Below are 14016 nucleotides of genomic sequence, written 5' to 3'. Positions count from 1 at the left end.
ATAACGTTAAATACTGCTATCATTCTACAAAATTATTAATAAAAAAATAAGACTACTAAATACCAGATGATGTGTTATATAGCACAGTCATACAATATATAGTAGCCTTATTTCGATTTCAGCAAAAACATCACTCTAACGATTTCACAAATCGTCGTTATGTTTGCGAACAATCTTGATATGCAAACATTCGTTCATGCTCAAAAATTTCAGAAGTTTTTTAACTTATAGCGTTGTAGTGGTCGATTTTTGTTCTCTCTTACGAACAAAATAAAATGTAATTGCTGCATAAACAAAAACGACGGCAGTAATAAAAATATGTACATTATATAGAACACTAATCGTAGGACCATCATTAATATTATTATTGAAAAATCCCAATGCATTAATTTTAGCAAAGTAACTGACAAAATAAATTGTTGTCATGTATACCAATTGTTGTGAAACGTTACCGACACTTGAAAGTTGATACTTGATCAAGAAAGCACGTTCATTGTCGATATTGGTATTTGAATATAACTCATCATTTAGAATACGGTTATCTGCCCCGACAAAGACTGAACAGAAGAACAATCCAGCAAAGTATGTCAGATTAAACAATGACAAGACCAGTCCAACTAGCAGTAATGGATAACGGATGCCACGATGGTTTTTATTAAGTAACGGCCCCATCTGGAAACCAATTAAATAAATTGCATAAATGAGCATCAAACTGTTAAATCCAAAACGAATCGTACTGTCAAATATGGCATAGAGCATTACGTAATTCATAACTACCCCACGGTTTACCGCAGACATGCTCAATGGGAAAAGTTTTTTATGAATATCAATTTGGTAATAGGCTAAGAAAAAGAACAAAACGATGGCAGCGATACTGATGATCAAATCAAAAGAATTCGAAACTGCTTTGAGTCTCGTGTAGCGAATAATAAAGACCAACATGACCAAACTGGCCAGAACAATCAAGCTAAATAGCGAATTAACGTGAAACTTGGGTTTCTTCTCCATCCCTTGATAGAACGTCAAACGATGTGTTATCTGCATTCCACCGACCATTGCGGCAAAGAATAGCACCGCTAATAATAAGAATGATAGATTCAAGAATTTTGTCTTTGTAGCAATCAATTGTACGACCAACAAAATAACTAAGGTCAAGACAACCGACAATAGATGCATGCGATTGAACTTGAACTCTTTATCCATCTGTCCTCGTGAACGAACGGTTAAATAGTATGGCCAGATCCAACTCGATGCTAGTCCCAACAAGACACCACCGATAATTCCCATAACAGGATTAGCGGCACCGAGGATGAAGAGTGAACCCATCACCCCAAACAAACTGGACATAGCTAACATAGTTGATGCTGGTAGCGTGATAAACGTCGTCAATAACATCCCTAACGCTCTAAAAGTATAAAGCATTAGGAATGGTAAGGCATACGCAAAAACACTCTTATTTTGGTTATATAACGTCAAACAGAAAAAATACGGTATCGCGACTCCAGCGTTGGCCAAAAGGTCCAACACACCTTCGTTAAATATACTCATTATTCGCTTCATTATTTTCTCACCTGAAATTAAATGTCTTTGAACATTTTAACAGAAATAGTCAAAAAAATATGGAACACAGGGCAATTTCTATGTTCCATATCTTTAATTATTGCTTGCTTTTATTTATATGCCGTCTCCGGTCGTCAGTAATATAGTCCTGCTATGGGACCGGCTCGAGCCAGAGTACGGTCTCGACCCTCGATTTGAAGCCTTGCCAAACCCAGCAAGTCTCCAAAGTCGTCCTGTGGTGTAATGGCCAAAGCCATAACGCCACTTCCATTGCTGGACTATATTACTGACGACCTCCGACTAATTTCTTCATTTAATACAATATTCCAACTGAAAATTATATTTATGAATATTAACTTAAAATACAAAAATACCCATTCAATTAAAGAATGAGTATTTTTATACATTCAAAATTTTAACTTAGTCGGAAGAGCTGAGAATATTTACCCGCTGTGGGTGTGGCGTTAGAGCTTTAGCTCTTACACCACCGGGCGTGTTCGGAGACTTTCCGATTTATGAAAAGTCTCCGAACCGAGATTCTAGACCGCACTTCGGCTCGAATCGGTCCGCATAGCAGGTAAATACTCTCAGCTCTGGAGACGGATCATTATTCAGCAGCTGGTACTGAAACCAAATCGTCAGCAACTAATCTTTCAGCAATCTGAACGGTATTCCAAGCGGCACCTTTTAATAGATTATCGGAAACAACCCACATATTGAAGGCTCCTTCGTTCTCTAAATCGGGACGGATCCGTCCAACAAATGTATCACGACTGCCAACCGCATTGATTGGTTGTGGATAAACTTGATGTTCTGGATCATCCTGCAATACTGCACCTGGTGCTTCTCTGATAAGTTGTTGAATCTTTTCAGTTGTAGCTGACTTATCGGCAACTTCAATATAAACTGACTCACCGTGACTAATTGGAACAGGAACTCTGACACAAGTAGCTGTGACTTTGATTTCAGGTGAATTCATATCACCTAACATAATCTTCTTTGTTTCATGAATCATTTTCCACTCTTCATGAGAATAAAGATTATCTTCCAAAACATCAATTTGTGGTAAGAGGTTGAAAGCTAAAGGATAGTGCTCCTTATCGCCCTTCGTTGGAAAAATATCGGCTTTCATGTCTTTACCATCCAAATAGTCCTGTGCTTCTGCGTATAATTCGTTCAAAGCACTCTGACCGGCACCACTAGCAGCTTGATAAGTTGAAACAATAATCTGCTTCAAACCAAAAGCTTTTCTAATTGGTTCCAATGCAACCATCATTTGAATTGTTGAACAGTTAGGATTTGCGATGATCCCATGGTGGTTATACAATGCAGCTTCATTAACTTCGGGGACAACCAATGGCACATCTTCTTCCATTCTAAAAGCACTGGTATTGTCGACACAGACCGCACCACGTTTAACCGCTTCAGGCAAGAGTTTCTTAGAAACAGCCCCACCAGCTGATGCCAATACAAGATCGACACCTTCAAATGATTCTGGTTTAGCTTCTTCAACAGTTACTTCTTGACCTTTAAATTGTAGTTTCTTACCTGCAGAACGATATGAAGCCAACAACTTGATTTTACTTACTGGAATAGTTGACTGTTCCAATTGTTGAATTAAACGTGTTCCAACGGCACCTGTGGCACCTAAAATTGCTACTGTATATCCACTCATAAAAATCCATCCCTTAACTATTATTTATAAATTATCAGTAAACTTTCTCAAACGTTTCATAGCTTCTTGAATATCTTCCATTGAAGCAGCATATGAAATTCTGAAGTGACCTTCGCCACCTTTACCAAAAGCAACTCCTGGTGTAACACCAACAAGTCCTTCTTCAGCTAATTTATTAGCGAATTCAATTGAATCCAAGTTGTACTTAGCAGGAATCTTAGAGAATGTGTAGAATGCACCTTCTGGCAAGATTGTTTCGTAACCCATGTCATTCAATTCACCAACTAAGTAATCACGACGTTCTTGATAAATTTTACGCATAGCAATTGGATCATCAATCCCATTCTTCAAGGCTTCTTCGGCAGCAAATTGAGCTGGGTTTGAAGGAGCTGTAACGGTAAAGGCGTGCATCTTGTTAGCTTCTTCAACAAAGTCTTTAGGACCGGCAATATAACCGATACGGTAACCCGTCATAGCGTGTGATTTTGATAAACCATTAATTAAAATAGTCTTACCAGGCATCAACTTAGCTAGTGACAAGTGCTTGTGACCATAAGTTAATTCAGCGTAGATTTCATCAGAAATAACAAACATATTCTTATCTTTAACGACATCAACGATTTCTTGTAATTGTTCCTTTGAGTAAACGAATCCAGTTGGGTTACCTGGGAAGTTAAGCATCATAGCTTTAACTTTATCAGGACCTTCTGCTTGGATAACTTCTTCCAAATGCTTACCAGTCATACAGAAACCATCATCGGTTGTATCAACTTGTACAGGTACACCGCCAAGAATCTTAACGATTGGAATGTACAAAGCAAATGTTGGTGTAGGAATGATTACCTTGTCACCAGGATTGATGATAGCAGCAAGTGAATCAAAGATTGCCTCTGTAGCACCAATTGTTACAATGATTTCTGTTTCCGGATCATATTTAAGATCAAATTGCTTGTCCAAGTATCCAGAAATGGCTTCTCTCAAACTCAAGAAACCTTTTTGGTCTGAGTAGTGAGATTCATTTTCTTTGATACTTTCAATGGCAGCATCCTTAACGTGTTCAGGAACGTTAAAGTTTGGTTCACCAAGCGTTAATTTTACTAACCCAGGGATTTTTGCAAATTTCTCCGCAAACTCTCTGATCATTGATCTACCCATTGGGGCAATCGTTTCATTTACTACATTTTTTACTGACGAATCTAATTCTGGCATCCTTCAACACTCCTTAAAAATTAATGTAGTTTAATAATATAACAAATCTGACTAAATTATTAGATTTTTTGTAATCTTTTTAATATTTTTCTTAATGTTTGGGTTCACTACCGCCGGATGAGACCAGAAAATCGATACCTGCTGTGAGGACCAGTCCGAGCCAGAGTTCGGTCTCAGACCTCGATTTGAAGCCTTGCCATAGTTCGGCAAGTCTCCAAAGTCGTCCGTGGTGTAATGGCTAAAGCCATAACGCCACCTTCACTGCTGGTACAATTTTCTGGTATCATCCGGCTATTCTCATTTTGGTTGCTCTAGTATTACCCACTATTGCAGCTAACTACGTCTGATATATAGCAATAATTTCCTATGACATCTCTTCTGACTCATTATCCGACATTACTTTAAATTCACAGCCAATGTAACGATTCACTCGATTATTCATCAATAGAAAAAATAAATTAGTTGGAAGAGCTGAGAGTATTCATTGGCCGCGAAAGTGGCGTTATTGCTTTAGCAATTACACCACCGGACGTGTTGGAGACTTACCGGTTTTTGGTAAGGCTTCAACCGAGGCTCGAACCGTGCCGCGCAGCAAATGAATACTCTCAGCTTTGGAAACGGCAAACTACCACTACACGTTAGATAATTTGTTCCAAACCAATTACCAATTCATCTTGTTTCATAACTTCATGAACAGCTAACTTAACGCCAGTCATAAAGCTCTGACGATCGGTTGTACTCTGAGAAATAGTTAGTGTTTCACCTACTCCGCCAAAGATAACTTCTTCATCAGCTACAAAGCCTGGTAGACGCAATGCATGGATTTTTGTGCCATGATAATCGCCGCCTCTTGTGCCCATAGGGTCATCATCGCTGTGTTTTGGTTGATTGTGTCCACGTGCCTCATAAATCAATCTAGCTGTGTTTAAAGCTGTTCCTGATGGTGCATCTAGCTTGTCTTCGTGGTGTTTTTCAACGATTTCAGATTCTTCAAAATACTTGGCCGCTACTTGAGCAAACTTCATCATCAAAACTGCTGACAAACCAAAATTAGAAGCAATGATTCCACCAAGATGTTTAGCATCTGCTAATTTTTTCAATTCAGCTGTCTGCTCTTCACTCATCCCACTTGTCCCAATGACCGGGCGAATTCCATGTTCAATCGCAAATTTTGTATTGTCGAAAACGGCACTCGGAATTGAAAAGTCGATCCAAATATCTGCTTCAACATCGATATCAGTTAGTTTATTAAAAATTTTCACATTTTCAGCTAAACCGTAAGTTTTTGGATTCAAATCAGTCACGATTGGATTAAATCCAGCAACCAACTCCATGTCATCTGAATCAGCGACCATTTTGATAGCTTTTTGGCCCATTGAACCACTGAAACCTGAAATTATAACTTTTATCATCAAAAAACTCCCTAAACATCTAAGATTTTAAATAATTTATCTTGTTCTGCTTTATTTAATGGCAAGATTGGCAAACGGCAACTACCAACTTGATAACCTGCTCGATTCAAAGCTGCTTTGACTGGTGATGGTGATGGATACATAAACAATGCGGCCATCTTTGGTGTCAATTGACGTTGAATTTTACCAGCAATTTGATAATTACCTTCATCCAACGACTTGAACATTTCAGTCATTTCATCGCCATAAATATGTGATGCGACTGAGATAACACCATTAGCACCGATAACTTTAGCAAATAGAGCTTGAGAATCCTCACCACTAAAGACAGCGAAATCATCAGCAGTATGTTCAACGATGTATTCCAAATCTTCCATCGTGTTACATTGCTTAACGCCATAAATATTGCGATTCTTCGATAGTTGGACAACAGTTTCCTTTTCCATCAAAACTCCTGTCCGACCAGGAATGTTATAAATCATAATTGGCAATGGTGAATTTTCGGCAACAGTTTCAAAGTGAGCAATCATCCCGCGTTGATTTGGTTTGTTGTAATAAGGCACTACGACTAAAGCCATATCAATCCCATCGATTTTTGCCAACTTGTGGATAAAATCAATTGTTCCCGCAGTATTGTTACTACCGGCACCGGCAATAATTGGAGCTCGTCCGTTAACGATTTTGACGAAATTTTGATACAGATCCAACTTCTCAGTTTCAGTTAAAGTTGGTGTTTCACCAGTTGTTCCACCGATTACAAATCCTTTTGAACCAGTTGCCAACAAGTGTTCAGTCAACTTCTCCAACGCTGCATAATCAATCTGATCATTATCATCAAATGGTGTAATGATTGCTGTCATTAAATCAATTTCGTCATCCATTACTCTTCCTCCAAATTCATCCGATAGCCTAAGAAACCAACCATCGCCTCAATACCTTTTTGAATTGCTGCTTCATTCGGTAGAAAATCTGCTGAATGGAGAGCACCTTTACTTTCGACGCCTAGCCAAAACATCGTTCCGGGAATCTTATTGATTAAGTAACCAAAATCTTCACCAGTCATCTTTGGTTCAGTTTCTTCAAAACTAACATTTTTATTTTCTTTCATATAGTTAATAAATCTTTTAGTCAATTTAGGATTGTTTTCCACGGGGTAATAACCGCCCTGATTATAATCAACGTCAATCTGACAATTGAATGATTTTTCCAACCCTTCAGCAAGCTCTGAAATGCGTTGACGAATAAATTCAATCATTTCTTGTGTCAACCCACGAATAGTTCCCTCAATCCGAGCTTCGCCAGCAATGACATTTCTAATCACACCAGCATCCATCTTGCCAAACGTGATCACACCACATTTAATTGGATCAATACTACGTGAAATCACTGTCTGAACTTGATTAATAAAATTAGCTGCAATCACAATCGCATCATTAGCTAAATGTGGATACGCCGCATGACCGCTCTTACCATGAATCGTGATATTAACCTCGGTCGTACCAGCAAATAATGTACCCATGCGACAACCAATCACACCAGTTTTCAAAAGTGGATTATCGTGCAAGCCATAAAATTCATCAACATGAAAATCACCACTGAAAGCTCCTAAATCATAGGCAACCTTGCCGCCACTTTCACTTTCCTCGGCTGGTTGAAAGAAGAATACTAAATTGTCTTTAGGTTGATGTTCACTAAAATAATTCAAAATTCCCAACGCCACAGTCGTATGCAAATCGTGACCACAGGCATGCATCACCCCAGGATTAGTTGATTTATAACTTGATTCATGTATTTCTGTCACAGGTAATGCATCCATGTCGCAACGATAACCGATATTTCTTTGTGGGTTCGAACCCTTGACTAACACCAACAGAGCAGTTGGTAATTCTGGTAGCTCTTTAATTTCCAAATTAGTCTGAGAAAATGATTGAATCACTTGCAACACATAAGCATGTGTCTTAACCTCGTGCATTGCTAATTCCGGAATGGAATGTAAATGTCGTCTGATCTGAATCAATTGTTCACTTGATAATGTCATAATTACAACTTCCTTAAAGTACTCTCAATTTGAGTTTTATCAGTCGTTTTCTGATCTTTAACTTTAAGAATTTTAGCAGGAACTCCGGCAACAACAGTTCCGGCAGCCACATCTTTAGTAACAATAGCTCCGGCACCGACAACAGCATCATCGCCAACTTGAACACCTTCAAGGACAACGGCGTTGGCACCCACGATTACGTTATTTCCGATCCGAACTGGTTGAGCTGAAGCAGGTTCAACTACTCCGGCCAAAACGGCATTAGCACCGATATGTGAATTTTCACCAACGATAGCACGACCACCAAGTACGGCACCCATATCAATCATTGTCTTAGCACCAATTTCAGCACCAATATTGATTACAGCACCCATCATTATAACGGCGTTATCACCAATTTCAACACGGTCACGAATAATGGCACCTGGTTCGATTCGAGCATTGATGTGCTTAGTATCTAACATTGGTACGCCAGTATTTTGACCATTTGCTTCAACATAATAATCAGTTAATGAATTAGCTTTCAAAATTGGTTCGATCACTTTGAAGTCACCGATAATAATTGCTAAGTCGTTACTCTTGAAAACTTTGATTTCAGAAGGAAATTCAATGTGGGAAACATCCCCTTGTAAGTAAACTTTTACGGGCGTAGATTTCTTTGAGTTTCCTATATAATTGATAATTTCTTGTGCATCCATTTTTGTCATTAAAATTTCCTCCAATTAATAATCCAAGTCTAAACTAGTTAAATCTTGATAAGTTTCACGTTTAACAACCAATTTGTCCTGACCATTTTCAACAAAGACAACTGCCGGTCTAGGATTGCGGTTATAATTCATTGCCATCGAATATCCATAAGCACCAGTATCAAGTACAGCTAAGATATCGCCAGGTGCTGTTTTTGGAAGTGGTTGTTGGTCAATCATGATGTCGCCTGATTCGCAATACTTACCAGCAATGTGAGCTGTTTCAACAATTGGTTCACCCATCTTGTTAGCAACGACTGCTTCATATTTAGCTTGATACAATGCTGGACGAATGTTGTCGCCCATACCACCATCAACGGAAACATAAGGTGTCAAATTAGGAATATCCTTACGAGAACCGATTTCATAAAGCGTATAACCAGCAGGTCCAACAATTGAACGACCAGGTTCTATCCAAATTTCCGGAACATTGTCGCAATTCTGTTTCAACTCATCGGCAATTTGTTTGATAAATTCATTAGCAGTAATTGGATCATCATCTTCGTTATAACTAATTCCAAAACCACCACCAAGATTGATTACTTCAGGCCAATAATTGAATTCCTTTTGAAAATCCTTGGAAATGGCAATCATCTTTTGAGCTAACATGACAAAACCTTGTGTTCCAAAGATTTGTGAACCGATATGAGCATGAATTCCTAAAAGATTCATATTAGGATCATCCAAAACCTGTTTCATGGCCTCTTTAGCTTGTCCAGATTCAACATCGAATCCAAATTTGCTATCAGTTTGACCGGTTTGATCATACTTGTGAGTGTGAGCTGAAATTCCAGGGGTCAATCGCAACATAACGTTAATTTTTTCGTCGTCTGTTTTTAAAATACGTGATAACATTTCAATTTCGTGGAAATTATCTAACATAATTACACCGACATGATTTTGAACGGCCATGACTAATTCGTCAAATGACTTGTTGTTACCGTGAAAACTGATTTTTTCACTAGGAAAACCGGCTGCCAATGCGGTATGTAACTCGCCACCAGAAACAACATCGATATGAACATCTTCTTGTTTCATAACTTGATAAATTGCTTTGACTGCAAATGCCTTACTGGCATAACTGACTTGATACTTCAAACCAGCATCTTCAAAAGCTGATTTGAATTTTCTTATTTGGCTACGGATCTGGGAAACATCGAATACATATAGTGGAGTGCCATATTTCTTGGCTAAATCAACACTGTCGACTCCGCCTATCATTAAATGTCCATTCTTGCTCGTTAAATCATCTGTAATCATAATATTTTCTCCTTTTACCAAATAAAAAAGCCTCTTTGCTTAATAACAAAGAGACCCATCAATAATCTGCATCAATTTTGTCATAAGCTCAACGTGACCTACCAATAGCCACGACAGTTCGTATTCTCTTATTAATACGCCCCAGCTTGCTAAATTCTGTAAAATTTAGTGCTTCGGCAATCTTCCCTTTCAATAAGTTCACAGCTTTTACAGAAGCTCCCTCATTTACTAATGTCAATTGCGACCTCTTTTGTTGGTATAAGATTATAACAGTGCTCATAATTCGTCAAGTAATATTAGTAAATTTCTCATTTTTATAAATAAAAAGTAATTTTTTCTTGTCATAACAACGAAAAATGATACACTCATCATTAAAAACAATTTAATTTTAGAGGTGTATTGTATGAAGGTCGTCAAGTTTGGGGGTAGTTCCCTCGCCACCGGAGAACAGTTTGAGAAGGTCATCAATATCGTAAATGATGATTTTGAAAGGAAAGTTATTGTTACTTCCGCTCCTGGAAAACGTTTTTCTGGTGATACCAAAGTTACTGATTTATTAATTGAGTACGCTACCGCAGTTATAGAAAATGTGGATCATACTAATATTGTCAAAGAGATTATCTCAAGATACCGTGAAATAAGCGACTATTTTAAACTTGATGATTCAGTTATCAAACTTCTAAAAGAAAAATTAGTTAATCTTGCTACTACTAAGTTCGTTGATGATGAATATCTAATGGCAGCTTTTAAAGCTCATGGAGAATTTCTCAATGCTATTCTTCTAAATGAAGTCCTAAATGCTAAAGGTATCAAATCAATTTTTGTTGATCCAAAAGATGCTGGTATTATCGTTCATGGTCAACCAAACGACGCTGATATTTCACCAGAAACTTATCTTAATTTGGATAAACTCGAATTACCTGATGATACCAAAGCCGTTTTCCCAGGATTCTTTGGTTACAGCCAAGATGGTAATATTTATACCTTTTCTCGTGGTGGTTCCGATATCACTGGTGCACTATTGAGTCGCGGATTGCATGCTGACTTATACGAGAACTTTACTGACGTCGATGCTATTTACGTCGCCAACAATCACGTAGTCAAGCATCCACAAGCAATCAAGAAGATGTCATATCGTGAAATGCGCGAACTTTCATATGCTGGTTTCTCAGTCTTTCAAGATGAAGCTATTATTCCCGCTATTAAAGGCCAAGTTCCTGTTAACGTCAAAAATACTAACAATCCTAGTGCCGAGGGAACTCTAATCGTTCCAGAACAATTTCTTTTCAATCCTTCTAATCAAATTACAGGAATTGCTTGTTCTAAACGATTCTCGGCCTTGTACATTCATCGCTACTTGTTGAATAAAGAAGTCGGCTTTACCCTAAAACTACTGAAAATCTTTTATAAATATAATATTTCTTATGAACACATGCCTTCCGGAATTGATGACCTAACCGTTATTTTTGACCGAACTAAGCTTGATAAAACAACTATTAAACACCTTTGCCACGATGTTAAAGAAGTCCTCCAGCCTGATTATTTGGAATGGATCGACGATTATGCAATTATTATGGTAGTTGGTGAAGGTATCGCTCATAACGTCAATACACTCGGTCAAATCATTGATTCATTGACTAACAATAATATTGCTATTCACATGATCAACCAAGGTGCATCACGCATTTCCATCATGATTGGAATTCAAGAGTCGGATGCTGACGATGCAGTTAAACAAATTTATAAGACATTCTTCGATTAATAATGAGGTGAACAATTTGGTAAAATTACTCAAAGTACATGGTTCAGAAAATAAGTTTTTTATCTTAGATCAAACTCTACTCGAAACACCTTTGAATGATGATGAATTAAAAGCTGTCGCAATTAACTTCTGTGACAATGTTCTCGGTGGAGCTGACGGATTACTAGTCATTGATACAAGTGAAAACTGCCTTGGCAAGATGCGTGTTATCAATGCCGATGGTAGTGAAGCTAAGATGTGTGGCAATGGCTTGAGAACAGTCAGTCGTTACCTATCTGAGAAATATCAGCTAGATAATTTTAAAATTGAAACAATGGAATCAGACCTTGATGTAGAAAAGGCTCCAGATCTTTATAACGGCGTTCCAGCATTCAGTGTTGAAATCTCACCAATCTCTTTTCAAAAAACCGATCTACCTTTCTCTTATAAGCAAAATGATGAAATGATCGATATGATGGTACCTGAATTTCTACCAGACCAAAGTTTTACCGCTATAGCGGTACCTAATCCTCATCTAATCAGCTTTGTACCTGAAGTCAGTCAATTAGAATTAGGCGACCTAGGTCAGAAACTTAATGGCAAGAACGAATACTTCCCTGAAGGTGTTAATGTCAGTTTCAGTCAGATTCTCGACACTAATAAAATATTTGTCCAGACATACGAACGTGGAGTTGGCTTTACCAATGCCTGTGGTACCGGTATGTCAGCTACCAGCCTTGCCTTTGCGATGTTGCACCCAGATAAATTCGACCCTGATAAAGAAATCAGCGTTTATAATCCTGGTGGCATGGTTAAAACTAAGATTACTTTGAATCCAGTTAAGGAAAACAGCAAATTAAGATTGATTGGTAATGCTACATTCACTCATACACTTGAAGTCAGTGAATTCAACCTTCACAACAACAATCTCAATGACATCGACGTTGCTGAAACTGGTGAAGAGAAAGATTACCAAGCATTCGTAGAAAGTATTTCGCAGTAACTTCATAATAGACATCATTTAGATGATGCCTATTTTTTGCATAAAAAAAAAGACCTATGAGATAAACTCATAAGTCTTTCAAATTAGTGCGCCTAGTAGGAGTCGAACCTACAACCTTCTGATTCGTAGTCAGACACTCTATCCAATTGCGCTATAGGCGCATGTCAATAACTCAACAAAAATAATTATAGCATACATATTGTAAATTTGTATACGACTTTTTTTATTTTTTAACAACAATTTTTAGATCAAATTTAATTCATAGTTTCTGAGTAAAATTATATATATCTAACACTATAACTGGTACAATTTGATCATAAAATCAAATCTGGAGATGATTCCGATGCAATCACAAATCTACCCTTACCTAGCATTTAATAGTGCTAAGGAAGCTATAGAGTACTATCAAGATGTCTTTGGAGCGACTGAAGTCTATCGTATTAGTCCACAACTTGAACAAGCTAAGCAATTTGGTATTCCTGAAGATGTGAACCTAGAGGATTTAACTATGCATGCTGGTTTTACTATTCTCGGTATGAAAATTGAATGTTCTGATGCCTTCAGCGGTAATGCTGAACCAAGTGGTCAAATCTCATTAATGTTAGATATCAATAATGAAGATTCCGAAAGTGTTAAAGCTGCTGACGATTTTTACAAACATCTCGAAGAATCTGGTCAAGTTGAAATCACTATGCCCTTTGAAGAACAATTCTGGGGTGGCAAAATGGGTGGTTTCACTGATAAATATGGTATCAATTGGATGTTGCACACATCTCCATGGTCACAATCACAAGATCATAAAAATGATTAATCGTAACAAAAAAGGATTCATATCGAATGATATGAATCCTTTTTTAAGTGTTATATTACCCTTTTGAATTAGAGTTTACGGAGAGTAGGGGGTTCGAACCCCTGATACAAGTCAATACTCGTATACATGATTTCCAATCATGCTCCTTCAACCACTCGGACAACTCTCCAAGATAAAAAAAAACTCCGGTTGTCAGACTCGAACTGACGACAACCTGATTAACAGTCAGGTGCTCTACCAACTGAGCTAAACCGGAATAATAACAGCGTGGCAGCTCCCTATCCTCGCGGGTAGTTTCCCACCAACTACTTTCGGCGCGGAGAAGCTTAACTTCTGTGTTCGGCATGGGAACAGGTGTATCCTTCTCACTATCGCCACCACACTATTTTCGCTCGTACCCTGAAAACTAGATATTAAGAACAATGAATTAAATCTTTGAATCACTTCGAACTGCTGTAAACTCTTACTCGATTAAGTCCTCGATCTATTAGTACTGCTCAGCTCCATGTATCGCTACACTTCCACCCGCAGCCTATCTACGTCATAATCTCTAACGGATCT

11 protein-coding genes, 3 tRNA genes, 2 rRNA genes and 1 riboswitch are annotated in these 14016 nt (G+C 37.9%); of the genes, 3 read left to right on the top strand and 13 right to left on the bottom strand.

Annotated features, from left to right (window positions below; genetic code table 11):
• Window positions 1-225: 225 nt before the first annotated feature.
• The 8 genes from AAA923_RS00080 to lysA all read right to left on the bottom strand — a co-directional run bounded on the left by AAA923_RS00080 (window position 226) and on the right by lysA (window position 9900).
• Window positions 226-1560: a hypothetical protein gene (locus tag AAA923_RS00080; RefSeq protein ID WP_338213779.1), complete on the bottom strand. Its 1335-nt coding sequence runs from the start codon at window positions 1558-1560 to the stop codon at window positions 226-228.
• Between the two features lie 607 nt (window positions 1561-2167).
• Window positions 2168-3235, bottom strand: coding sequence for an aspartate-semialdehyde dehydrogenase (locus AAA923_RS00075; RefSeq protein WP_338213777.1), 1068 nt, complete (start codon window positions 3233-3235; stop codon window positions 2168-2170).
• Window positions 3236-3259: 24 nt separating this feature from the next.
• Window positions 3260-4444 carry an aminotransferase class I/II-fold pyridoxal phosphate-dependent enzyme gene (locus AAA923_RS00070; protein WP_338213775.1) on the bottom strand — a complete coding sequence of 395 codons (1185 nt, stop codon included), beginning with the start codon at window positions 4442-4444 and terminating at the stop codon, window positions 3260-3262.
• 638 nt (window positions 4445-5082) lie between these two features.
• A complete protein-coding gene (dapB, locus tag AAA923_RS00065) occupies window positions 5083-5856 on the bottom strand; it encodes a 4-hydroxy-tetrahydrodipicolinate reductase (RefSeq protein WP_338213773.1) in 774 nt (257 codons plus the stop codon).
• An 11-nt stretch (window positions 5857-5867) separates the two neighbouring features.
• Window positions 5868-6737: a 4-hydroxy-tetrahydrodipicolinate synthase gene (gene dapA, locus AAA923_RS00060; RefSeq protein ID WP_338213771.1), complete on the bottom strand. Its 870-nt coding sequence runs from the start codon at window positions 6735-6737 to the stop codon at window positions 5868-5870.
• Window positions 6737-7894: an N-acetyldiaminopimelate deacetylase gene (locus AAA923_RS00055; RefSeq protein WP_338213769.1), complete on the bottom strand. Its 1158-nt coding sequence runs from the start codon at window positions 7892-7894 to the stop codon at window positions 6737-6739. Before AAA923_RS00055 ends, dapA begins: the two co-directional genes overlap by 1 nt.
• A 2-nt stretch (window positions 7895-7896) precedes the next feature.
• On the bottom strand, window positions 7897-8601 hold the full coding sequence (dapD, locus tag AAA923_RS00050; RefSeq protein ID WP_338213767.1) for a 2,3,4,5-tetrahydropyridine-2,6-dicarboxylate N-acetyltransferase: 705 nt from the start codon (window positions 8599-8601) through the stop codon (window positions 7897-7899).
• A 15-nt stretch (window positions 8602-8616) separates the two neighbouring features.
• A complete protein-coding gene (lysA, locus tag AAA923_RS00045) occupies window positions 8617-9900 on the bottom strand; it encodes a diaminopimelate decarboxylase (protein WP_338213765.1) in 1284 nt (427 codons plus the stop codon).
• 76 nt (window positions 9901-9976) lie between these two features.
• A riboswitch (Lysine riboswitch) is annotated at window positions 9977-10158 on the bottom strand.
• Window positions 10159-10303: 145 nt separating this feature from the next.
• On the opposite strand from lysA, the gene AAA923_RS00040 reads away from it, so the two are divergent.
• Both AAA923_RS00040 and dapF read left to right on the top strand, forming a co-directional pair.
• A complete protein-coding gene (locus tag AAA923_RS00040; RefSeq protein ID WP_338213763.1) occupies window positions 10304-11662 on the top strand; it encodes an aspartate kinase in 1359 nt (452 codons plus the stop codon).
• 16 nt (window positions 11663-11678) lie between these two features.
• Window positions 11679-12644, top strand: a complete 966-nt coding sequence (gene dapF, locus AAA923_RS00035; RefSeq protein ID WP_338213760.1) for a diaminopimelate epimerase — start codon at window positions 11679-11681, stop codon at window positions 12642-12644.
• Between the two features lie 87 nt (window positions 12645-12731).
• Here the strand turns inward: dapF and AAA923_RS00030 are convergent.
• Window positions 12732-12805 (bottom strand) — tRNA-Arg (locus AAA923_RS00030).
• Between the two features lie 182 nt (window positions 12806-12987).
• Here AAA923_RS00030 and AAA923_RS00025 point away from each other — a divergent pair.
• A complete protein-coding gene (locus AAA923_RS00025) occupies window positions 12988-13455 on the top strand; it encodes a VOC family protein (RefSeq protein ID WP_338213758.1) in 468 nt (155 codons plus the stop codon).
• A gap of 78 nt (window positions 13456-13533) precedes the next feature.
• On the opposite strand, the gene AAA923_RS00020 is transcribed toward AAA923_RS00025, so the two are convergent.
• The 4 genes from AAA923_RS00020 to AAA923_RS00005 all read right to left on the bottom strand — a co-directional run.
• Window positions 13534-13624 (bottom strand) — tRNA-Ser (locus tag AAA923_RS00020).
• 14 nt (window positions 13625-13638) lie between these two features.
• Window positions 13639-13711: transfer RNA gene (locus AAA923_RS00015), tRNA-Asn, on the bottom strand.
• Between the two features lie 9 nt (window positions 13712-13720).
• Window positions 13721-13837 (bottom strand): 5S ribosomal RNA (rrf, locus tag AAA923_RS00010).
• 85 nt (window positions 13838-13922) lie between these two features.
• A 23S ribosomal RNA gene (locus AAA923_RS00005) occupies window positions 13923-14016 on the bottom strand; the annotation flags it as partial.

The organism is Companilactobacillus muriivasis (assembly GCF_036246245.1).
Lineage (GTDB): Bacteria > Bacillota > Bacilli > Lactobacillales > Lactobacillaceae > Companilactobacillus > Companilactobacillus muriivasis.
Note: the sequence above shows the minus strand (reverse complement) of the source record. Positions and strands in the feature narration are given on the sequence as shown.

Bases quoted from the DNA above. Each gene is read 5' to 3' on its own strand.
- AAA923_RS00080 (WP_338213779.1), bottom strand. From the start codon at position 1,560: ATGAAGCGAATAATGAGTATATTTAACGAAGGTGTGTTGGACCTTTTG.
- AAA923_RS00075 (WP_338213777.1), bottom strand. From the start codon at position 3,235: ATGAGTGGATATACAGTAGCAATTTTAGGTGCCACAGGTGCCGTTGGA.
- AAA923_RS00070 (WP_338213775.1), bottom strand. From the start codon at position 4,444: ATGCCAGAATTAGATTCGTCAGTAAAAAATGTAGTAAATGAAACGATT.
- dapB (WP_338213773.1), bottom strand. From the start codon at position 5,856: ATGATAAAAGTTATAATTTCAGGTTTCAGTGGTTCAATGGGCCAAAAA.
- dapA (WP_338213771.1), bottom strand. From the start codon at position 6,737: ATGGATGACGAAATTGATTTAATGACAGCAATCATTACACCATTTGAT.
- AAA923_RS00055 (WP_338213769.1), bottom strand. From the start codon at position 7,894: ATGACATTATCAAGTGAACAATTGATTCAGATCAGACGACATTTACAT.
- dapD (WP_338213767.1), bottom strand. From the start codon at position 8,601: ATGACAAAAATGGATGCACAAGAAATTATCAATTATATAGGAAACTCA.
- lysA (WP_338213765.1), bottom strand. From the start codon at position 9,900: ATGATTACAGATGATTTAACGAGCAAGAATGGACATTTAATGATAGGC.
- AAA923_RS00040 (WP_338213763.1), top strand. From the start codon at position 10,304: ATGAAGGTCGTCAAGTTTGGGGGTAGTTCCCTCGCCACCGGAGAACAG.
- AAA923_RS00025 (WP_338213758.1), top strand. From the start codon at position 12,988: ATGCAATCACAAATCTACCCTTACCTAGCATTTAATAGTGCTAAGGAA.